Source organism: Streptomyces sp. NPDC090106 (assembly GCF_044747265.1).
Lineage (GTDB): Bacteria > Actinomycetota > Actinomycetes > Streptomycetales > Streptomycetaceae > Streptomyces.
In genome coordinates, this window is sequence record NZ_JBIVDS010000008.1 from 473,431 (window position 1) to 494,119 (window position 20,689).

The 20,689-nt window shown below is 73.2% G+C and carries 20 protein-coding genes; 8 read left to right on the forward strand and 12 right to left on the reverse strand.

Annotation, left to right across the window (positions count from 1 at the left end; all coding sequences use genetic code 11):
• Positions 1–26: 26 nt before the first annotated feature.
• Positions 27–917: a LysR family transcriptional regulator gene (locus tag ACIPSE_RS27240; RefSeq protein ID WP_401667052.1), complete on the reverse strand. Its 891-nt coding sequence runs from the start codon at positions 915–917 to the stop codon at positions 27–29.
• A gap of 119 nt (positions 918–1,036) precedes the next feature.
• On the opposite strand from ACIPSE_RS27240, the gene ACIPSE_RS27245 reads away from it, so the two are divergent.
• The 6 genes from ACIPSE_RS27245 to ACIPSE_RS27270 all read left to right on the forward strand — a co-directional run bounded on the left by ACIPSE_RS27245 (position 1,037) and on the right by ACIPSE_RS27270 (position 7,339).
• A complete protein-coding gene (locus ACIPSE_RS27245; protein ID WP_401667280.1) occupies positions 1,037–1,708 on the forward strand; it encodes a succinate dehydrogenase in 672 nt (223 codons plus the stop codon).
• A 2-nt stretch (positions 1,709–1,710) separates the two neighbouring features.
• A complete protein-coding gene (locus ACIPSE_RS27250) occupies positions 1,711–3,657 on the forward strand; it encodes a fumarate reductase/succinate dehydrogenase flavoprotein subunit (RefSeq protein ID WP_401667054.1) in 1,947 nt (648 codons plus the stop codon).
• Complete coding sequence (locus tag ACIPSE_RS27255) at positions 3,654–4,403, forward strand: succinate dehydrogenase/fumarate reductase iron-sulfur subunit (RefSeq protein WP_401667056.1); 750 nt, start codon at positions 3,654–3,656, stop codon at positions 4,401–4,403. Before ACIPSE_RS27250 ends, ACIPSE_RS27255 begins: the two co-directional genes overlap by 4 nt.
• Positions 4,404–4,586: 183 nt before the next feature.
• Entirely contained in the window at positions 4,587–5,600 is a 1,014-nt protein-coding gene (locus ACIPSE_RS27260; protein ID WP_401667058.1) for a hypothetical protein, read from the forward strand.
• 159 nt (positions 5,601–5,759) lie between these two features.
• On the forward strand, positions 5,760–6,527 hold the full coding sequence (locus tag ACIPSE_RS27265; protein ID WP_401667061.1) for a GNAT family N-acetyltransferase: 768 nt from the start codon (positions 5,760–5,762) through the stop codon (positions 6,525–6,527).
• A complete protein-coding gene (locus tag ACIPSE_RS27270; protein ID WP_401667063.1) occupies positions 6,527–7,339 on the forward strand; it encodes a lysophospholipid acyltransferase family protein in 813 nt (270 codons plus the stop codon). The genes ACIPSE_RS27265 and ACIPSE_RS27270 overlap by 1 nt, the downstream gene beginning before the upstream one ends.
• 124 nt (positions 7,340–7,463) lie before the next feature.
• On the opposite strand, the gene ACIPSE_RS27275 is transcribed toward ACIPSE_RS27270, so the two are convergent.
• The 4 genes from ACIPSE_RS27275 to rpmF are packed head-to-tail and all read right to left on the reverse strand — an operon-like array spanning position 7,464 to position 12,201.
• The gene (locus tag ACIPSE_RS27275) at positions 7,464–9,809 is read right to left on the reverse strand and encodes an ATP-binding cassette domain-containing protein (RefSeq protein ID WP_401667065.1); all 2,346 of its coding nucleotides are present in this window, start codon (positions 9,807–9,809) and stop codon (positions 7,464–7,466) included.
• Positions 9,810–9,818: 9 nt separating this feature from the next.
• A complete protein-coding gene (locus ACIPSE_RS27280) occupies positions 9,819–10,817 on the reverse strand; it encodes an LLM class flavin-dependent oxidoreductase (RefSeq protein WP_401667068.1) in 999 nt (332 codons plus the stop codon).
• A gap of 39 nt (positions 10,818–10,856) precedes the next feature.
• The gene (locus ACIPSE_RS27285; RefSeq protein WP_401667071.1) at positions 10,857–12,026 is read right to left on the reverse strand and encodes a GTP-binding protein; all 1,170 of its coding nucleotides are present in this window, start codon (positions 12,024–12,026) and stop codon (positions 10,857–10,859) included.
• A gap of 4 nt (positions 12,027–12,030) precedes the next feature.
• Positions 12,031–12,201, reverse strand: a complete 171-nt coding sequence (gene rpmF / locus ACIPSE_RS27290) for a 50S ribosomal protein L32 (RefSeq protein ID WP_401667073.1) — start codon at positions 12,199–12,201, stop codon at positions 12,031–12,033.
• A 115-nt stretch (positions 12,202–12,316) separates the two neighbouring features.
• Between rpmF and ACIPSE_RS27295 the strand changes: the two genes are divergently transcribed.
• Entirely contained in the window at positions 12,317–12,814 is a 498-nt protein-coding gene (locus tag ACIPSE_RS27295; protein WP_401667076.1) for a hypothetical protein, read from the forward strand.
• A 43-nt stretch (positions 12,815–12,857) separates the two neighbouring features.
• On the opposite strand, the gene ACIPSE_RS27300 is transcribed toward ACIPSE_RS27295, so the two are convergent.
• The 5 genes from ACIPSE_RS27300 to egtA are packed head-to-tail and all read right to left on the reverse strand — an operon-like array spanning position 12,858 to position 17,460.
• Positions 12,858–13,073 (reverse strand): dodecin, encoded by a 216-nt coding sequence (locus tag ACIPSE_RS27300; protein WP_401667078.1) that lies wholly within the window; start codon positions 13,071–13,073, stop codon positions 12,858–12,860.
• Positions 13,074–13,116: 43 nt separating this feature from the next.
• Positions 13,117–14,079: an L-histidine N(alpha)-methyltransferase gene (gene egtD, locus ACIPSE_RS27305; protein ID WP_401667080.1), complete on the reverse strand. Its 963-nt coding sequence runs from the start codon at positions 14,077–14,079 to the stop codon at positions 13,117–13,119.
• Positions 14,076–14,861 (reverse strand): ergothioneine biosynthesis protein EgtC, encoded by a 786-nt coding sequence (gene egtC, locus ACIPSE_RS27310; protein WP_401667083.1) that lies wholly within the window; start codon positions 14,859–14,861, stop codon positions 14,076–14,078. Before egtC ends, egtD begins: the two co-directional genes overlap by 4 nt.
• Positions 14,861–16,168 (reverse strand): ergothioneine biosynthesis protein EgtB, encoded by a 1,308-nt coding sequence (gene egtB / locus ACIPSE_RS27315; protein WP_401667086.1) that lies wholly within the window; start codon positions 16,166–16,168, stop codon positions 14,861–14,863. The genes egtC and egtB overlap by 1 nt, the downstream gene beginning before the upstream one ends.
• Positions 16,165–17,460, reverse strand: coding sequence for an ergothioneine biosynthesis glutamate--cysteine ligase EgtA (gene egtA / locus ACIPSE_RS27320; RefSeq protein WP_401667089.1), 1,296 nt, complete (start codon positions 17,458–17,460; stop codon positions 16,165–16,167). The genes egtB and egtA overlap by 4 nt, the downstream gene beginning before the upstream one ends.
• A gap of 288 nt (positions 17,461–17,748) precedes the next feature.
• On the opposite strand from egtA, the gene ACIPSE_RS27325 reads away from it, so the two are divergent.
• A complete protein-coding gene (locus ACIPSE_RS27325; RefSeq protein ID WP_401667091.1) occupies positions 17,749–18,558 on the forward strand; it encodes a TIGR02452 family protein in 810 nt (269 codons plus the stop codon).
• Between the two features lie 33 nt (positions 18,559–18,591).
• Here ACIPSE_RS27325 and ACIPSE_RS27330 read toward each other — a convergent pair whose 3' ends face one another.
• Complete coding sequence (locus ACIPSE_RS27330) at positions 18,592–19,035, reverse strand: type II toxin-antitoxin system PemK/MazF family toxin (RefSeq protein WP_401667094.1); 444 nt, start codon at positions 19,033–19,035, stop codon at positions 18,592–18,594.
• Between the two features lie 105 nt (positions 19,036–19,140).
• Positions 19,141–20,625: a flotillin family protein gene (locus ACIPSE_RS27335; protein ID WP_401667096.1), complete on the reverse strand. Its 1,485-nt coding sequence runs from the start codon at positions 20,623–20,625 to the stop codon at positions 19,141–19,143.
• Positions 20,626–20,689: the final 64 nt, after the last annotated feature.

Genomic DNA, 20,689 nt, shown 5'->3' on the forward strand with positions numbered 1-20,689 from the left:
CGACGGCTGCGGCGCCTCGGGTGTCGTCACGGTGACTCCGCCAGCAGCATGCGCTGGAGTTCCCGTGCCGCCCTGGGGGGCGCCACGTCGCTGCGGTGGGCCAGGGCGATCGTGCGGTGCAGTCCGGGCCGGGCGAGGGGGGTCACATGGAGGTCCCGGCCCGAGCGCGAGGCGACCATGCGGGGCACGACGGCCACGCCCAGCCCCGCGCGGACGAAGCCCAGCACCGCGTCCATCTCGCCGCCCTCGACGGCGAAGTCCGGCTCGAATCCCTCGGCCCGGCACGCCGCCACCGTCAGCTCGCGCAGGTCGTAGCCGTGCCGGAACATCACCAGACGCTCGCCCTCCAGGTCGGCGACGCGGACGGTGTGCGCGGCCCGTCCGGGGCGGGGCGCGTCGGGCGAGGAGACGACGACCAGGTCCTCGCGCAGCAGCTCCACCGTGGTGAGCGCCGGTGACGGCGTGGGCAGCGGGAGGACCACCAGGGCCAGGTCCAGGGCGCCGCGGGCCAGCAGGCGCACCAGGTCGTGCGAACCGCCCTCCTCAATGAGCAGCCGGATGCCCGGGTAGCGGTCGTGGAAGGCCCGCAGCACGTCCGGCAGCAGCCCCGTGCACAGGCTCGGCGTCGCGCCCAGCCGCACCCGTCCGCTGCGCAGCTGCGCCAGCTCCTGCACCTCGTGCCGGGCGGTGTCCGCGTCCGCCAGGATGCGGCGGGCCAGCGGCAGCAGCGCCTCGCCCGCGTCCGTCAGCGTGATGTTGCCGCGAGCCCGCAGGAACAGATCCGCCCCCAGTTCCCGCTCCAGCGCCTTGATCTGCTGGGACAGCGACGGCTGCGCGACATGGACCAGATCGGCGGCCCGGGTGAAGTGCCGGGTCTCGGCGACGGCGACGAAGTACTGGAGCTGCTGGAACTGCATCCGGCCATGATAGGCGTTCGCTATGGAAACGAGCCGGACCATGTCTTGGACCGATGGGGCCGTCCGGCCCTAGCGTCGTGGACATGGCTCTGGCAACGCGGACGGACCGACGACCGTCCATGGCGCGCACCGTGTGGCACTCCACCGTCGGCAAGAAGACCGTGATGGCCGTCAGCGGCGTGATCATGCTGCTGTACCTGGTCGTCCACATGATCGGAAACCTGAAGATCTTCTTCGGGGCGGCCGAGTTCAACCACTACGCCCACTGGCTGCGCACCCTCGGCGAGCCCTTCATGCACTACGAGTGGTCGCTGTGGCTGATCCGCGTGGTCCTCGTCGTCGCGGTCGTCGCGCACGCGGTCTCCGCGTACCAGCTCAGCCGCCGCGACATCCGGGCACGCCCCACGAAGTACGTCCACAAGAAGCCCCGGGCGAGCTACGCGACCCGCACGATGCGCTGGGGCGGGATCATCCTCGCCCTGTTCATCGTCTGGCACCTGCTCGACCTGACCACCGGCACCGTGCACCCGGGCGGCTTCCAGGAGGGCCGGCCGTACCAGAACGTCGTGGACACCTTCTCCACCTGGTACGGCAACGTCGTCTACATCGTCGCCATGCTCGCCCTCGGCCTGCACGTGCGGCACGGCTTCTGGAGCGCCGCCCAGACCCTCGGCGCGGGCAGCCGCAGCCGTGACCGTGCCCTGAAGACCACGGCGAACGTCCTCGCGCTGCTGCTCACGGCCGGCTTCATCGCCGTACCCGTGGGCGTCATGACCGGAGTGGTGAGCTGACCATGACCTACACCGACTACGTCACCGGCGAACCCCTCGCCGACACCAAGGCGCCCTCCGGGCCCGTCGCCGACCGCTGGGACACCCGGCGCTTCGAGGCGAAGCTCGTCAACCCGGCCAACCGGCGCAAGCACACCGTCATCGTCGTCGGCACCGGCCTCGCCGGCGGCTCCGCGGGCGCCACGCTCGCCGAACAGGGCTACCACGTCGTCCAGTTCTGCTACCAGGACTCCCCGCGCCGCGCGCACTCCATCGCCGCGCAAGGAGGCATCAACGCGGCGAAGAACTACCGCAACGACGGCGACTCCGTGCACCGGCTGTTCTACGACACCGTCAAGGGCGGCGACTTCCGCGCCCGCGAGTCCAACGTCCACCGCCTCGCGCAGATCTCCGTCGAGATCATCGACCAGTGCGTGGCCCAGGGCGTGCCCTTCGCCCGCGAGTACGGCGGGCTCCTGGACACCCGCTCCTTCGGCGGCGTCCAGGTCTCCCGGACCTTCTACGCCCGCGGCCAGACGGGACAGCAGTTGCTGCTTGGCGCGTACCAGGCGCTGTCACGGCAGATCGCCGCCGGGAACGTGGAGATGCACCCGCGCACCGAGATGCTCGACGTCGTCGTCATCGACGGACGGGCGCGCGGCATCGTCGCCCGCGACCTGATCACCGGGAGGATCGACACCTACTTCGCGGACGCCGTCGTCCTGGCCAGCGGCGGCTACGGCAACGTCTTCTACCTGTCGACGAACGCCATGAACTCCAACGCCACCGCGGTGTGGCGGGCCCACCGGCGCGGCGCCTACTTCGCCAACCCGTGCTTCACCCAGATCCACCCCACCTGCATCCCGCGCACCGGCGACCACCAGTCCAAGCTGACGCTGATGAGCGAGTCGCTGCGCAACGACGGCCGGATCTGGGTCCCCAGGGCCCAGGGCGACCGGCGTCCCGCCCACGAGATCCCCGAGGACGAGCGCGACTACTACCTGGAGCGCATCTACCCGTCCTTCGGCAACCTCGTGCCGCGTGACATCGCCTCCCGCGCCGCGAAGAACGTCTGCGACGAGGGCCGGGGGGTCGGCCCCGGCGGTCAGGGCGTCTACCTCGACTTCGCCGACGCCATCCGGCGGATGGGACGCAAGGCCGTCGAGGCCAAGTACGGCAACCTCTTCGACATGTACCAGCGGATCACCGACGAGGACCCCTACCGGGTGCCCATGCGGATCTACCCCGCCGTGCACTACACGATGGGCGGGCTGTGGGTCGACTACGACCTCCAGACCACCGTGCCCGGCCTGTTCGCGATCGGCGAGGCCAACTTCTCCGACCACGGCGCCAACCGGCTCGGCGCGAGCGCCCTGATGCAGGGTCTCGCCGACGGCTACTTCGTCCTCCCCGCCACCATCAACGACTACCTGGCCCGCAACCCGCACCAGGAGGCGGTCACGGCCGAACACCCGGTCGTCCAGGAGGTGCTGGCCGAGACGGAGGACCGCCTCAACCTCCTCCTGGCCGTCGACGGCGACCGCACCCCCGACTCCTTCCACCGCGAACTCGGCGAACTCATGTGGGAGTTCTGCGGCATGGCCCGCACCGACGCCGGCCTGCGCAAGGCCCTGGAACGCATCCCGCAGATCCGCGAGGAGTTCTGGCGGCGCATCAAGGTCCCCGGCACCGGCGAGGAGTTCAACCAGTCGCTGGAGAAGGCCAACCGGATCGTCGACTACCTGGAGCTCGCCGAGCTGATGTGCCTCGACGCGCTGCACCGCGCCGAGTCCTGCGGCGGCCACTTCCGCGAGGAGTCACAGACCCCCGACGGCGAAGCCGCCCGCCGGGACGAGGAGTTCGGCTACGCCGCCGCCTGGGAGTTCACCCGCACCGGCGAGGCACCGGCCCTGCACAAGGAAGACCTGGTCTTCGAGTACGTCCACCCCACCCAGCGGAGCTACGCATGAAGCTCACCCTGCGCGTCTGGCGGCAGAAGAACGCCGACGCCGACGGCGCCATGTCCACCTACGAGGTGGACGGCATCTCGCAGGACATGTCGTTCCTCGAAATGCTCGACACCCTCAACGAGGAACTCATCCTGCGCGGTGAGGACCCCGTCGCCTTCGACCACGACTGCCGCGAGGGCATCTGCGGCGCCTGCTCCCTCGTCATCAACGGCGACGCCCACGGGCCCGAGCGCACCACCACCTGCCAGCTCCACATGCGGTCCTTCCGGGACGGCGACACCATCGACGTCGAACCCTGGCGGGCGTCCGCGTTCCCGGTCGTCAAGGACCTCGTCGTGGACCGCACGGCCTTCGACCGGATCATCCAGGCCGGCGGCTACGTCACCGCGCCCACCGGCGCCGCCCCCGAGGCGCACGCGGCCCCGGTGCCCAAGCCCGACGCCGACTTCGCCTTCGAGCACGCCGAGTGCATCGGCTGCGGTGCCTGCGTCGCCGCCTGCCCCAACGGCGCGGCCATGCTGTTCACCTCCGCCAAGATCAACCACCTGAACGTGCTGCCGCAGGGCGCCCCCGAGCGCGAGACCCGCGTCCTGGACATGGTGGCCCAGATGGACGAGGAGGGCTTCGGCGGCTGCACCCTGGCCGGAGAGTGCGCCACCGCCTGCCCCAAGGGCATCCCGCTGGTCTCCATCACCGGCATGAACAAGGAGTGGCTGCGGGCCACCCGCAAGGCCGCCAAGCGATAGGACCGGCCGGCGGATCGCACCGCACCGGATCGGGCCGCCGGATCGGGCCATCCGGCCGGGCCGGCGGATCAGGCCGCCCCACGGACGTTCGCCGACGTGCGCGGACGGGCGGGGCCGGGAGGTGCTCCCCGGCCCCGTCTCGCACGTCGCCGTTTCGCTACGCTGCCCGCATGAGTGCCGGGCATGACGGAGCAGGACGGTTCCTCGCGGCCGTCGTCGGATTTCGGGGCCGCCGTGCGCGAGCGCGACGGGGACCGCTGCGAGCAGGCCATGGAGGAACTCCAGCGGTACTTCGGGGCCGCCGGACAGGCCGAGTTCACCCGCGCGGGACCGCTGCTCGCCACCCTGCTGCCCGAAGTGCCGCAGGGCCCGCGCTCGTTGGTCGCCGTGCTCGTCGGCGCGTGCGTCGAGAAGGGCGCCGACGCCGCCGACTGCGCCCCACCGGTCCTCGACGGGCTCGGCGAAGCCCTCGACGTGGCACGGGAGTTCTGCGACCGCTGGGCCGCCACCGGCGGGGGCGACGTCCCCGACCCCGACGCCGCCGACCTGGACGACGACGTCTGCGACCGCGTCGGCGAACAGACCGCCCTGGGCTGGCTCACCCTGCCCCAGTGGGAGATGGCGTCCGTCGCCGTCCTCAACCACGCCCCCGTGCGCACCGCCCTCGCCCCGGAACACCGGGCCCGGCTGCAACAGGCGCTGCGGACCGTGGAGGAGACCTCCGGGCACCCGTTCAAGTGCCTCGGGTACGCCCTGCGCGTCCTCGACGACGAACCCCTCATCGTCCTGCACCGCCCCACCGGCACCGGCTACGCGCTGCGCATGAGCGGCATCGGCGACAACTTCCAGCTGCACACCCTGCTCGCGGACGTCCTGGTCGGCGGCGGCCACGTCCCCGGCCGGGCACCCTCCGCGCGGGAGGCCGCCGTGTGCCGCGACGCGCCGGGCCAGCAGCCGACCACCGGCACCTTCAACCTCGTCGCACCCGACGGGCAGTGGGTGTGGAACGAGGGCACCCCCGCCGACATCCCCCTCGTCGACGGCCGCCGCCTGCTCGTCCTCGACCCGGCGCCGTACGAACGCGGCTGGGCCGCCGGACGGTTCTTCCCCGGCATGACCGGGGACCTCGTCCTGGAGCGGGTACTCGACGTCCCGGAGACGCGCTACTGGCTCGGAGGTTGCCGACCGGCCACGTGACGGGAACACCACCGGTCCGTTCAGCAACCCCACATCCCGGCTCCCGCCTTCGGTCATGTACCGGCCAGACGGCATCGGAAGAACAGGTACGCGCAGGCCGTCACCCGGTCCGCGCGCCCTTCCGCTCAGGCCCCACGGGCCCGTGACCTGGAGTGAGCCATGACCGCCGTATCCGCTCCCGAAGCCCCGCCCCTGTCCGCGGCCCCCACCCGCTACACCGTCACCCTCGCCCGCGACGAGGCCGACGTCCGGGCCGCCCAGCGGCTGCGCCACGACGTGTTCGCCGGCGAGATGGGCGCCCTGCTGGAGACCCCCGAACCGGGTCACGACATCGACGCCTTCGACGCCTACTGCGACCACCTGCTCGTTACCGACACCCTCACCGGACAGGTCGTCGGAACCTACCGGCTGCTGCCCCCGGAACGGGCCTCGGTCGCCGGACGGCTCTACTCCGAGGGCGAGTTCGACCTCAGCCCCCTCGACGCGCTGCGTCCCGGCCTCGTCGAGGTCGGCCGCTCCTGCGTCCACCCAGCCCACCGCGACGGCGCCGTCATCGGCCTCATCTGGGCCGGCATCGCGCGCTACATGGTCGACCGCGGCCACGAATGGCTCGCCGGCTGCTGCTCCATCCCGCTCGCCGACGGCGGCCGGCTCGCCACCGCGACCTGGGACCGCGTCCAGGCCAAGCACCTGGCGCCCGAGGAGTTCCGGGTCCGGCCGCTGCTGCCCTGGAATCCCGGCCCGGCCACCGGCGAGCGCGCCGAACTCCCCGCCCTCCTGCGCGGCTACCTCCGCCTGGGCGCCTGGGTGTGCGGCGAGCCCGCGCACGACCCGGACTTCGGGGTCGCCGACCTGTACGTGCTGCTGTCGATGCGCCGGGTCAACCCGCGCTACCTGCGGCACTTCCTCTCCCTCGTCCCGGCCTGATGAGCGTCTGGCTGCCCAGCGCGCCCTGCACCCCGCGGGCGTGCGTCGAGCCGACGGGGTCCGGCACCGCCCTGCCGCGGGCCGTGCTGCGCCTGGTGACGGTCGTCGTCCTGGTCCTCGCCGGGGTCGCGCTGACGCCGGTCGGCGGACGCGTCCCCGCCGGCTGGACCCGGCGGTGGTGCCGGTGGATCGTCCGGGCCGCCGGGGTCCGGGTCCGCATCACCGGCGCCGCCGCGCCCACCGGGGGCGTCCTGCTGGTCGCCAACCACATCTCCTGGCTCGACATCCCGCTGCTCGCCGCCGTGCGCCCGGCCCGGATGGTCGCCAAGCGGGAGATCCGCGCGTGGCCGGTCGCCGGCCGGCTGGCCTCCTGGGGCGGCGTCCTGTTCATCGACCGGGACCGGCTGCGCGCCCTGCCCGGCACGGTCGCCCGGCTCGCCCGGGCCCTGCGGGACGGCCAGGCCGTCGCGGTCTTCCCCGAGGGCAGCACCTGGTGCGGCCGGGCCCAGGGCACCTTCCGCCGCGCCCCCTTCCAGGCCGCCCTGGACGCCGGGGTGCCCGTCCAGCCCGTCCACCTCCACTACCGGCTCGACGGCGGCACGGCGGCCAGCACGGCCCCCGCGTTCGTCGGCGAGGACACCCTCCTCGCGTCCCTGTGGCGGGTCGTGACCGCCCGCGGCCTCGTCGCCGAGGTCACCGTCCTCGCCCCCATCGCCCCCGGCACCCACCCCGACCGCCGCACCCTCGCCCACGCGTCCCAGCCCGGCCCCGCGGGCCGCCCCGGCTGGATCCACTCGACGCTGGTCGCCTAGGAGCCGCCGCCCGGATCATGTCGGTGTCGGTGCCGGTGCCGGTGCCGGTGCCGTCGCTGGAAGCCGGCCTGATCCGGATGCCGCCCCTGGCGCCCGTGTTCCGGGACCGGCGCGGGCGCGCGATCTAGCGCGCGGGGTCGCCCGTCAGGGTGCGGGACAGATACGGGGCGGTCGTGCTCGCCGCCGCGCGGGCCACCTCGGCGGGCGGGCCGGCGGCGACGATCCGGCCGCCGTCGTCGCCGCCGCCCGGCCCCAGGTCGATCACCCAGTCCGCGCCCGCGACGACCGGCATGTCGTGCTCGACGACGACGACGGTGTGCCCGGCGTCCACCAGACCGTGGAGCTGTCGCATCAGGACGTCGACGTCGAAGGGGTGGAGGCCGGTGGTGGGCTCGTCCAGGAGATACAGGGTGCTGCCGCGCCGGCCGCGCTGCAACTCGCCCGCCAGTTTGATGCGCTGGGCCTCCCCGCCGGACAGCTCGGTGGCGGGCTGGCCGAGCCGGAGATAGCCGAGACCCACGTCGAGCAGCGTGGCCAGACTCCGTGCCACGGCCGGGGTGTCCGCGAAGAACTCCGCCGCCGCCTCCACGGTCAGGTCCAGCACCTCGGCGACGTTCCGTCCCCGGTAGGTCACTTCGAGCGTCTCGGGGTTGTAGCGGGCGCCCGCGCAGTCCGGGCACGGCGCGTACGTGCTCGGCAGGAACAGCAGCTCGACGCTGACGAACCCCTCGCCCTGACAGGTCTCGCAGCGCCCGCCCGGGACGTTGAAGGAGAACCGGCCCACGCCGTAGCCGCGTTCACGCGCCTGGTCCGTCGCCGCGAACTCCTTGCGCACGACGTCGAAGAGACCGGTGTAGGTCGCCAGGTTGGAGCGGGGGGTGCGGCCGATCGGCCGCTGGTCGACCGAGACCAGCCGGCCCACGCCCGCCGTGTCCTCGGTGATCTCCCCGATGAGCGTGGACTTCCCGGAACCCGACACGCCCGTCACCGCGGTGAGCACACCCAGCGGGAACTCCGCGGTCACCGCTCGCAGGTTGTGCCGGGCGACCGGGCCGACCGTCAACCAGCCCCGGGGCGCGCGGACTTCGCGGTGCGGGGCGGGGGAGCGGTCGAAGAGGTAGCGGGCCGTCGCCGAGTCCGGGACCGTCGCCAGGTCCGCGACCGGCCCGCTGTGCAGCACCCGGCCGCCGTGCTCGCCGGCCCGCGGCCCCACGTCCACCACCCAGTCCGCGCCGCGCACGACGTCGAGGTGGTGCTCGACCACGAACACCGAGTTGCCCGCCGCCTTCAGCCGCTCCAGGACCGTGAGCAGCGCCTCGGTGTCCGCCGGGTGCAGCCCCGCGGACGGCTCGTCGAGGACGTAGACGACCCCGAACAGCCCGGACCGCAACTGGGTGGCCAGCCGCAGCCGTTGGAGCTCGCCCGCCGAGAGCGTGGGTGTCGCCCGGTCCAGACTGAGGTAGCCGAGGCCGAGTTCGAGGACGGGGGCGATACGGGCCCTCAGGTCGGCGGTGAGGACCCGGGCGGCCTCGGAGCTGCCGTCGGGCATCCCTGTCAGGTCGGCCAGCGGCAGCGCCGCCAGCTCGGCGATCGTACGGCCCGCGAACGTCACCGCCAGCGCCTCCCGCCGCAGCCTGCCGCCCTCGCACACCGGGCAGGGCGCACTGGTCAGGAACCGCTCCGCCTTCGCCCGCAGCGCCGGGCTCTTCGAGTCGGCGAAGGTCTTCAGCACATACCGCCGGGCGCTCATGTACGTGCCCTGGTAGGGCCGTTGGATGCGATGCGCCTCACGGACCGGCTGCACGGTCACGACCGGCTGCTCATCGGTGAACAGGATCCACGCGCGCTGCTCGGCGGGCAGCTCCCGCCACGGCCGGTCCACGTCGTGGCCGAGCGCGTCCAGGATGTCCCGCAGGTTCTTGCCCTGCCAGGCCCCCGGCCAGGAGGCGATCGCACCGTCCCGGATCGACAGCGACGGGTCGGGGACCAGGGACTCCTCGGTCGTCCCGTGCACCTCGCCCAGGCCGTGGCACTCCGGGCAGGCCCCCGCCGCCGTGTTCGGCGAGAACGCGTCCGACTCCAGCCGCCCGGCACCCGGCGGATACGTGCCGGCCCGGGAGAACAGCATCCGCAGCGAGTTCGACAGGTTCGTCACCGTCCCGACCGACGACCGCGACGTGGGAGAGGAGCGCCGCTGCTGGAGCGAGACCGCCGGCGGCAGCCCCGTGATCTCCGCGACCTTCGGCGCCCCCACCTGATGGATCAGCCGCCGCGCGTAGGGGGCGACCGACTCGAAGTACCGCCGCTGCGCCTCCGCGTAGACCGTCCCGAACGCCAGCGACGACTTCCCGGACCCCGACACCCCCGTGAACACGGCGAGCACGTCCCGCGGGATGTCGACGTCCACCCCCTTGAGATTGTGCTCACGGGCGCCACGGACTCGGACATAGGGGTCATGGGGGTGGTGCATGGGGGAACACTAACCCGCGATGATCGCCGCGAGCCGTCGGTAGGAGTCCAGCAGTGCGTCGCGGTCGTAGGTGCTCGTCGTGACGAGGACCTCCTGGGCCTGCGTCTCCTTCAGGAGCGTCTCCAGGTCGGCGGCCACCTGGTCCTCGGTGCCCGCGATGTGGCCGGTGAGGCCGGAGGCGTGGAGGGCGCGCTCCTTGGCGGTCATCGGCAGGGACTCGACGCGCTCGGCGGGCGGGAGGGGCGGGAACGTGCCGCGGGTGCGGGCGTGGGCCATCGACCAGGCCTCGGGGACGAGGATGCGCCGGGCCGCCTCGGGGGTCGCGGCGACGGCGACCGTGCCGGAGACCACCACATACGGCTCGCTCGCCCAGGGAGAAGGGCGGAAGCCGTCGCGGTAGCGGTCGATGCCGCGCCGCATCCGGTCGCGGTCGCGCAGGTCCCCGATGACCATCGGCAGGCCCGCCCGCGCGGCGATCGCGGCGCCCTCGTTCATCGCGAGGACGAACGGCGGCACGGTCAGGCCCTCGGCGGGCCGGGCGTGCACCCCGGTGGGGTCGGTGCCGCGGAACCAGCCGAGGAGTTCGTCGAGCTGGGCGGCGAAGTCGTCGGCGTCGTCCTTGCCGCGGCCCAGCGCCCGGCGCACCCCGTCCGTGAAGCCGACCGAGCGGCCGAGGCCCATGTCGACGCGGCCCGGGAAGAGGGACTCCAGCACCCCGAACTGCTCGGCCACGACCAGCGGGCGGTGGTTGGGCAGCATGACCCCGCCGGTGCCGACGCGGATCGTCCGTGTGGCGCCCGCCACCGCCGCGGCCAGCACCGTCGGCGCGGAACCGGCGACGCCGGGCACCCCGTGATGCTCCGAGACCCAGAAGCGGTGGTAGCCGAGCCGCTCCGCCTCCCGCGCGAGGTCCACGGTGTCGCGCAGCGCCTCGGCGTACGGGTGCCCCTCGCGGGTGCGGGAACGGTCGAGGACGGAGAAGCGGGCGGCGGCGATCACGGAACTCACACGGGCTTCAACGCCTGCGGCACTCCGGCATTCCCGGCGTCACCCCACGGATGCGGCGGGTCGCTCCTGGTCACAGGTGTCGTCGATGCCGTGGCCGCTCCAGGAGGGGAACGGGTCGGCGTCCGGCGCGGGCTCGCCGGGCGCCAGGAGGCAGGCCGACAGGGCCGCGTGGAGTTCCGGTGCCCTCAGCCCCGTCCCGATGAAGACGAGTTCCTGCGCGTGGGGCGCCTCGTCGTCACGGGCCGCCGACGGCTCGAAGCGGGCCACCGAACCGGCCTGCGACCACAGGCCCGTCACCTGCGGGCGGCTCGCGAGGGTGAAGAAGCCCTTCGAGCGCAGGACCCGGCCGAAGGAGCCGCCGTCGAGCTCCGTCGTCACGAAGGACCACAACCTCCCCGGGTGGAAGGGGAGTCCGGAGCGGAAGACGGTCGAGGAGACGCCGTACTCCTCGGTCTCGGGCACATGGCCGCCGTTGAGCTCCCGCACCCAGCCCGGCGCCTGCTGGGCCCGCTCCAGGTCGAACAGGCCGGTCTCCAGGACCTGGTGGAGGTCCACGCGCCCATGGCGGGCGTCCACCAGCCGGGCCGCCGGGTTGAGACGGCGCAGTGCCGCGCGCAGCCGGTCGGCGTCGTCCGCGCCGACCAGGTCGAGCTTGTTGAGGACGAGGACGTCCGCGAACTCGACCTGGTCGACCAGGAGATCGCTGACCGTGCGCTCGTCGTCCTCGAACGGGGCGAGACCGCGCTCGGCGAGGTCGTCGCCGCCGTCCAGCTCGGGCAGGAAGCCGGCCGCGTCCACGACGGTGACCATGGTGTCCAGCCGGGCCACGTCCCCGAGGACGGCGCCGTCGTCGCGGGGGAAGGCGAACGTGGCGGCCACCGGCATCGGTTCGGAGATCCCGGAGCTCTCGACGAGGAGATGGTCGAAGCGCCCTTCCCGGGCCAGCCGGTCCACCTCCTCCAGCAGGTCGTCGCGGAGGGTGCAGCAGATGCAGCCGTTGGTCATCTCGACCAGCCGCTCCTCGGTGCGCGACAGCGCGGCCTCGCCGCCCCGCACGAGCGCCGCGTCGATGTTGACCTCGCTCATGTCGTTGACGATCACGGCGACGCGCAGACCCTCGCGGTTGGCCAGGACATGGTTGAGCAGGGTCGTCTTGCCCGCCCCGAGGAATCCGGACAGGACGGTCACCGGGAGGCGCTCGCGGGTCACCGGCTCAGTCCTCGGGCCGCAGCAGGCCGCGCTCGTACGCCCGCACCAGGTGCTGCGGCACGAGGTGGCGCACTCCGTCGACGGTGACGGGCACCAGGGCCGGCGTGGCGGCCTTCCACCGGGCGCGGCGGTGGCGGGTGTTGCTGCGGGACATCTTCCGCTTGGGGACAGCCATGACGGGAACCCTCCTCGGTCGGCACCGAGGAACGCTCCTCGGGCGGTCGGCACCGAGGACGCTACATGAAAATGGTTCCCATTAACAATGAGGTGGTCGCGGGTAGGGTGACGGTGTGACCGACAGTCGCGGCGCACGCCGCCCGCTCGCCGTGTTCGACCTGGACAACACCCTCGCCGACACCGCCCACCGCCAGCACTTCCTGGAGAGCCGGCCGCGCGACTGGACCGGGTTCTTCGCCGCGGCGTCCGAGGATCCGCCGATCCCCCAGGGTGTCGCCCTGGCCGTGGAGAGCGCCGAGGAGTGCGAGGTCGTCTATCTGACCGGGCGCCCCGAACGCTGCCGCGCGGACACGCTGGAGTGGCTGGCCGCCCAGGGGCTGCCCGAGGGCCGGGTGCACATGCGGCGCAACGACGACCGGCGGCCCGCCCGGCTCACCAAGCTGGAGGTCCTGCGCCGGCTCGGCCGCACCCGGGAGATCCGGATGCTGGTGGACGACGACGAACTCGTCTGCGACGGCGCCGAACGGGCCGGGTTCACGGTCGTCCGGGCACGCTGGTCCGCCCCTTCCGCCACGCTGGAGAACGCGCAGGAACGGGAGGGGCGGACCTGACGTGCGGACCCCGGACGTCAGGAGGTGACGTGCGGACCCGGGGTCAGTCGGACTCGTCGAGCCGGAAGCCGACCTTGAGTCCCACCTGCCAGTGCTGGACGCCGCCGTCCTCGATCTGGCCCCGCACCTGCGTCACCTCGAACCAGTCCAGGTTCCTGAGGGTCTGCGAGGCGCGGGCGATGCCGTTGCGGACGGCCTGGTCGACGCCGTCGGGCGAGGTGCCGACGATCTCGGTCACCCGATAGGTGTGATTCGTCATGGTTCCACCGTGCCCCAGGCGGCGGCGGAGCGCGAGTGGTCCGTCATCGCACGGTGCTCAGCGACAACGCGAACCGGCCCTCGTCGTCCGTCCACCAGTGGGACAACTCCAGCCCCGCCGCGGACAGTTCGGCGCGCACTCCCTCCTTGCGGAACTTCGCCGAGATCTCCGTGTGCAGCTCCTCGTCCGCCGCGAAGTCGACGGCGAGGTCCAGCGCGGGCAGTTTCACGGTCTGCGCGACGCGCGAGCGCAGCCGCATCTCGATCCACTCGTGCTCCGCGTCCCACAAGGCCACATGGTCGAAGGCGCCGGGATCGAAGTCGGCGCCCAGCTCGCGGTTGACGACGCTCAGCACGTTCTTGTTGAACGCGGCCGTCACGCCCGCCGCGTCGTCGTACGCCCGGACCAGCACCTTCTCGTCCTTGACCAGGTCCGTGCCGAGGAGCAGCGAGTCGCCGGGGGAGAGCAGGGCGCGGATCGAGGCCAGGAAGTCGGACCGCTCGGCGGGGAGCAGATTGCCGATCGTGCCGCCGAGGAAGGCGATCAGCCGGGGCCCCGGAGTGTCCGGGAGGGCGAGCGCGGCCGTGAAGTCCGCGATCAGCGCGTGCACGGCGAGCCCCGGCCGCTCGGCGATCAGCGCCTGCCCGGCGTGGGTGAGGGCGCTCTCGCTGACGTCCACCGGGACATAGGTGTGCAGGCCGGTGAGCGCGTCGATGACGTACCGCGTCTTCTCCGAGGAACCGGAGCCCAGCTCCACGAGGGTGCGGGCGCCCGACGCCCCGGCGATCTCGGCGGCGCGGGCGACGAGGATCTCGCGTTCGGCGCGGGTCGGGTAGTACTCGGGCAACTCCGTGATGCGGTCGAACAGTTCACTGCCGTGCGCGTCGTAGAACCACTTCGGCGGGAGCGTCTTCGGGGTGCTGGTCAGGCCCTTGAGCACGTCGGCGCGCAGGGCGGCCTCCGTGGCGTCCTCGGGCAGGGTGCGGGTCAGTCGGAACGGGCTCACGTACGGGGCTCCTTCGCCGGTGCGGGTGCGTCGGTCGGCTCCTTGAGCGGGGTGAGCAGCACATCGGTGCGGCTCGCCGCGAGCAGTGTGCGGTCGGGCACCTCCCGCCAGTGCGGATCGTCGTCGTAGGGCTCGGACGCCACGACGGTGCCGCGAGCGGGGTGCGTCAGGTACCACAGGGTGTCGCCCCAGGTGGTCGCGGCGATGCTCTCGCCGTCGGTGAGCAGGAGGTTGAGGCGGGAGCCCGGCGCCGCCTCGGCGACCTCCGCGACGGTGTCCGCGAGCGCCTGCCCCTCCGTGTCGCCGTCGCGCAGCCGGGCCAGGACCAGGGCCCAGACGAACGCCGAGTCGTTGCGGGCCTCCATCGACAGCAGCTCGGCGGCCGGGAGGGCCGTGGTGAGCGGGGCGAGGGAGCGCGGCCAGCCCTTGACCGCGCCGTTGTGGCTGAACAGCCAGGGACCGCCCGCGAACGGCGCCGCGGCGGCCTCGGCGTCCGCGCCGGCGAGCGTCGCGTCCCGGACGGCTGCCAGCACCGCACCCGAGCGCACCACCCGCGCGAGGTCCGCGAAGGACTGGTCGGCCCAGATGGGCCCGGCCCGGCGGTAGCGCGCCGGGACGCGGTCCCCCTCGGCGTACCAGCCGACGCCGAACCCATCGGCGTTGACCGTGCCGTACCGCTGGTGCCGGGGTGCCCACGACTGGCGGTACAGCGCGTGCGGCGGCTCCACCAGGAGCGTTCCGAGCGGCTCCGCCGGTCCCAGATACGCCAGGTGACGGCACATCAGAGACCCTCCGCGGAGCGGGCGGTGCGGAAGCCGGAGAAGATCTGCCGCCGGATCGGGTAGTCCCAGTTGCGGAACGTCCCCCGGCAGGCGACCTCGTCCACGGCGAACGAACCACCCCGCAGCACCTTGTGCTCGGACCCGAAGAACACCTCCGAGTACTCCTTGTACGGGAACGCCCGGAACCCGGGGTAGGGCAGGAAGTCGCTCGCCGTCCACTCCCACACGTCACCGATCAACTGGCGTACCCCGAGCGGCGACTCGCCCGCCGGGTAGCTCCCCGCCGGGGCCGGACGCAGATGCCGCTGGCCGAGGTTGGCGTGTTCCGGCGCCGGGTCGGCGTCACCCCACGGGTAGCGCATCGAGCGGCCCGAGGTCGGGTCGTGCCGGGCGGCCTTCTCCCACTCGGCCTCGGTCGGCAGCCGCCGCCCGGCCCAGCGGGCGTAGGCGTCCGCCTCGTACCAGCTGACGTGCACCACCGGCTCGTCGGACGGGACGACCTCGGTGACGCCGAAGCGGCGCCGCAGCCACTGGTTCCCGTCGCGGCGCCAGAACAGCGGCGCGTCGATCGAGTGCGCGCGGATGTGGTCCCAGCCGGCCGGGGCCCACCAGCGTTCGGTCCGGTAGCCGCCGTCCTCGATGAACTCCCGGTAGGCGCCACAGGTGACCGGTGCCGTGTCGATGCGGAACGACGCCACCTCCCGTATGTGCGCGGGACGTTCGTTGTCCAGCGCCCACGGCTCGTCCGAGGTGCCCATGGTGAACGGGCCCCCGGGGACGAGGACTTCGGCGGGGCCGGTGTGCAGCGGCGCCGGGTCCGGGTCGGGGGCCGTCAGGGCCTGGGGGCCGGTGCGGAGCTGATGGGTGATCAGCATCGTCTCGTCGTGCTGCTGTTCGTGCTGAGCGATCATCCCGAACGCGAAGCCCGCCTCCGTCAGCCGGGTCCCGTGGAACGCCGTGGACTCCAGCAGGTCCGTCACCCGGCCGCGCACCTCCGCCGCGTACCGGCGCGCCTCCTCGGGCGGCAGCAGCGGCAGCTTGGGCCGCTCCGCGCGCGGGTGCTCGAAGGCGTCGTACAGGCCGTCGATCTCCGGGCGCATCGCCTCCCGGCCCGCGACGTTGCGCAGCAGCCAGAGCTCCTCCTGGTTGCCGATGTGGGCCAGGTCCCACACCAGCGGCGACATCAACGGCGAGTGCTGAGCGGTCAGTTCGGGGTCGTCCACGCAGCTCGTGAGCAGCGTCGTGCGGTCGCGGGCGGTGGTCAGCGTCGTCAGCGCCCGCTCCCGCAGGGCGTCGGCGTCGGTCATGTGCTCAGTTCCTTCCCGTACTGCCGGTCCAGCAGCTCGTCGGCGGGGCAGCGGCCTCGGTTCACGTACCGCTCGGCGTAGGCGGCGACGGCGTCCACCACCGTCTCCTCGGCCCCGATCCGGGGCAGCGCCTCGATCGCGGCGGCGAAGCACGCGACGGCGACCTCGTGCAGCTCCGGGTCGGCGAGCCCCGTACGGGCCGCGTCGAGCCACAGCGGGTTGTGCGGGGCGGGCAGCCCCAGCGACCGTTCGGCGAGCGGTTTCACGGCCCGGTAGGCGGTCTCGGCGGCCTCCGGGTCGTCGAACAGGGCCGTCGTCACGGCGACGGGCACGATCCAGCCGTCCTCGCCGGGCTGGGCGTCGATCATGCGCAGCTCGATGTGGCCGCGCGGCCTGACCGGCGGGAACAGCGTCGTGAGGTGGTAGTCGAGGTCCTCCCGGGTGGGCGGCCTCGGCGAGCCGGAGCGGGTCCACTCACGGAACGTCATCGAGTCCGGGACCTCCCAGTCCCGCCCGTCCCGCCGGATGCACATCACCGGGGAGTCCAGCACGTGCCGGGCCCAGGCCGTGCGCGGGTCGCCGGTCAGCGGGGGCGCGCCCGCGCGGCCCGCGCCGATCTCCGTCCACCGGAGCTGGCGGGTGGAGAGCCAGCCCGTGGGCTCGTCGCCGACCAGCGGCGAGTTGGCGAACGCCGCCACCAGGACCGCGCCCAGCTGGTGCGCGAGCCACCAGCGCCGCCCGTGCCCGAGCGGGCCCGGCTCCTCGTGCCCGGCGTCCAGGCAGACCTGCACGGAGGCGGAGGTGCACATCATGGCGCGGCCCGCCGGGCCGGTGCCGGTGCGGTCGAAGCACGCCTCCATCGCGTCGTAGCGCGGCTCGTGCAGGAAGCGGCGGGGCGAGTGCCAGGGATCGTGGCCGAGGCCGACGAGGCCCAGTCCGTGCCCGGTGAGGGCGGTGCGGACGGTGTCGAGGTCGGCCGAGAGAGTGCCGATGACCTCGGTGAGCGAGGCGGCGGGCGGGGAGCTCAGCTCCAGCTGGCCACCGGGTTCGACGGTGAGCGCCGACCTCAGGGGCACGGCCCGCAGCGCGGCGTAGGCCGCTTCGAGTCGTTCGGGTGTCACGGGGAGCTGCGGCGTGCGCAGCTCATGGACGAGCCATTCGACCTCGACCCCGAGGGTGCGGGGCGGGCCGGTCTTGAAGCAGATGCCCCTGACCAGGGCCTCCACCTCGGCCTCTGACAGCGCGGTACGGGGTTCCGTACAGTCGCCGCAGTCGGTTGCCGAATCTGACATGTCGGGATCCTCCTGGGATGCCGCTCGACACCGGCCCGCGTTGTGTCGGACCGGCCCGGCATCGCTCGTCCCACCCAAAACCCTCGCGGCGATTCGCACAAGGGTGCACATCGCCGCATTCGGGGCCGGGAAGCCGTGTTCCCTGGGCGTTGTCGGGGTGTTCCCGAGGTGTTCTCCGGGCCCGGAAACTCCGTTGCACCGCATCACCAGCATCGCTCAGGATGCCTGCATGAGCACGACGGGGGAGCGCGCACGGCGCGCGGCCATGGCGCCCACGGGGGTGGCGCCATGAGCGCGCGCCTGCGCGGCATCGCCACGGAGACGGAGCGGATCGTCGGGTCCGGCCGCTATCGCACGGCCGCCGGACACGAGGTCGACATCGCCGCCCAGGTGGCGGCGGCACGCGCCGGGACACGCCTGTACGGGCCCGCACCCGTGCCGGTGCCCCCGGTGCCCGGGACCGCGCTGTCCGTCGAGGTCACCGGCGAGAGCAGCCTGGAGGCCGCACACCGGGTCGGCGGCCGGGTCGCCGTCCTGAACTTCGCCTCGGCCCGCAACCCGGGCGGCGGCTACCTGAACGGCGCCCAGGCCCAGGAGGAGGCCCTGTGCCGGGCCTCCGCGCTGTACGTCTGCGTCCGCGAGGCCCGCGCGTTCTACGAGCACCACCGCGCCCACCGCGACCCGTTCTACACGGACCGTGTCATCCACTCACCGGCCGTGCCCGTCTTCCGCGACGACCGCGGAGACCTCCTCGACACGCCCTACGCGGCCGGCTTCCTGACCGCCGCCGCCCCCAACGCGGGCGTCGTACGGCGGACGGCACCCGAGCGCGAGGGCGAGATCCCGCGCGCCCTCGACGTCCGCGCCGAACGGGTCCTGGAGGTCGCGGCGGCCGAAGGGTACCGGCGGCTGGTGCTGGGCGCCTGGGGATGCGGGGTGTTCCAGAACGACCCGGCGCGGGTCGCGGAGGCCTTCCACGCCCTGCTCGGGCCCGACGGACGGTTCTCCCGCACCTTCGAGCACGTGGTGTTCGGCGTGCTGGACCGCACGCGCGGCGCCGTGGTGCGGGGCGCCTTCGAGAAGGTGCTCGGCGGCTGAGGGGCACCCGGCGCCCCACGGCCCCGCCGTCGCTCAGGTCCAGCCGTAGCGCTCGTGCAGCCGCTGCCTGACCAGGTTGAAGCGGCCCCGGTCCAGCGCGCACGCCTCGCGCCGCATGCCGTCCTCGTGCAGTCGCAGGATGCGGTCCACGTCCACCCAGGAGTCCCGGCCGGTGCGGTCCCAGGGGCCGCTGCCGATCGGCACCCACTCGCGGTCGCCGTCGTGCCGCTTGCTGGACAGCTGCACGGCCAGCACGGTCCCGGCCGCCTCACGGGCGACGACCAGCACCGGCCGGTCCTTGCCACGCCCGTCGTTCTCCTCGTAGGGCACCCAGGTCCAGACGATCTCGCCGGGGTCGGGGTCGCCGTCGTGGGCGGGGGAGTACTCGGTCCGCACCCGGCCCACCTGGCGGGCGTCGGCCTCGGTGGTCGCGGTGGGGCCGGAGCGGCCGGGGTTGTCATCGGTAAACGCAGTCACGGGGGCACCCTAAAGCCTGGGCCGCAGGCTCTCTCAGGGTGCCCCCGTGCCGCTCCCGCGGCTCGGTTCCGGATGAGTCCGGATCAGTCCCGGTTCGGTCCCGGCTCAGTTCTCCTGGACCGGAACCTTCTGCGACTTCGGCGGCGCCGAGGTCCCGTTGAGGGCCGAAGTCCCCTCCGGTGCCTGGCCGTTCTGGTTCATCGACGCGAGCAGCTGACGCGCCAGCCCCAGTCCGGTGCCGCCCATGGTGAGCGCCTTGGCCAGCATGTCCGAGACGCCGTCCGCCCCGTTGAGGACGACCATGTTGTCGACGTTGCCGAACGCGGACGCGCCCGCCCGCACGATCTCCGGCCAGTTCTCGGCGAGTTGCTGGGCGACCACGGCCTCCTGGTTCTCGGCCAGCGCCGCCGCGCGCGCCTTGATGGCCTCCGCCTCCGCGAGCCCCTTGGCCCGGGTCGCCTCGGCCTGCGCGAGCCCCTTGGCCTGGGCCGCCGCGGCCTCCGCCTCACCCGTGGCCCGGGTGGCCGAGGCCGACGCCGTACCGCGCGTCTTGGTCGCCTCGGCCTCGGCGCCCGCGGCCGTCTTGACCCGGGTCGCCTCCGCCGCCGCGGCCAGCTCGGTCTCCTTGGCCTTGGCCTGCGCCGCCGAGATCCTGACGTCGCGCTCGGCCTCGGCCAGCGTCCGCTTCTCGTACGCCTTCGCGTCCGCCGGTTTGCGCACATCGGCCTGGAGCTGCTGTTCGCGCCGGTGCGCCTCCAGTTCGGCGACCCGGGTCTCCTGGACGACGACCTCCTGCCGGGCGCCCGCGTCGGCCAGCGGTCCCGCCTGACGGGCCTTGGCGGCGGCCTTGTCGCGCTCGGCCTGGTAGCCGGCCTGGAGGATCTCGCTGTCCCGGGTGGCCTCCGCCATCCGCGCGAACGACTGCTGCTCGGCCTCCGTGGCCAGGCGGTTGGCCTCCGCCTGGGCGATCCGCGCGTCGCGCTGCACGGCCGCCGCGTGCGGCATCGCCAGGTTCTGGATGTACCCGGTCGGGTCCTCGATCTCGTGGATCTGCAGCGAGTCGACGATCAGACCCAGCTTCTCCATCTCCGTGCCGCACGCCGCCCGGGTCTGCCCGGTCAGCTTGTCCCGGTCGCGGATCATGTCCTCGACCGTCAACCCGCCCACGATGGACCGCAGATGACCGGCGAAGACGTTGTGCACCCGCTCCGACATCAGCTTCTGCTGGTCCAGGAAACGGCGGCCCGCGTTGGCGATCGACACGAAGTCGTCGCCCACCTTGAAGATGACGACGCCCCGCACCTTCAGCGGGATGCCCTGATGGGTCACGCAGTCCACGTGCAGTTCGGTCTCGTTGAGGTCGAGCGAGAGTTTGCGCACCGCCTGGACGCCGGGCAGCACCAGCGTCCCGCGCCCCGTGACGATCCGGAAACCCATGCCCTCCTCGAGGCCCTCGGTCCGGTGCTTGGAACCGGAGATGATGAGCGCCTCGTTGGGTTCGGCGACCCGCCACATCATCTTGAACACACCGATCAACACGAGGACGGCGGCAACCGCCACCCCCGCAACGACGCCGACGACCATCGGCATTCGCCCCCTTTGGATGGTGCCCTCTCGGCACCGAACGAAGGGAGTGTGCGCCTGCCGGGACGCC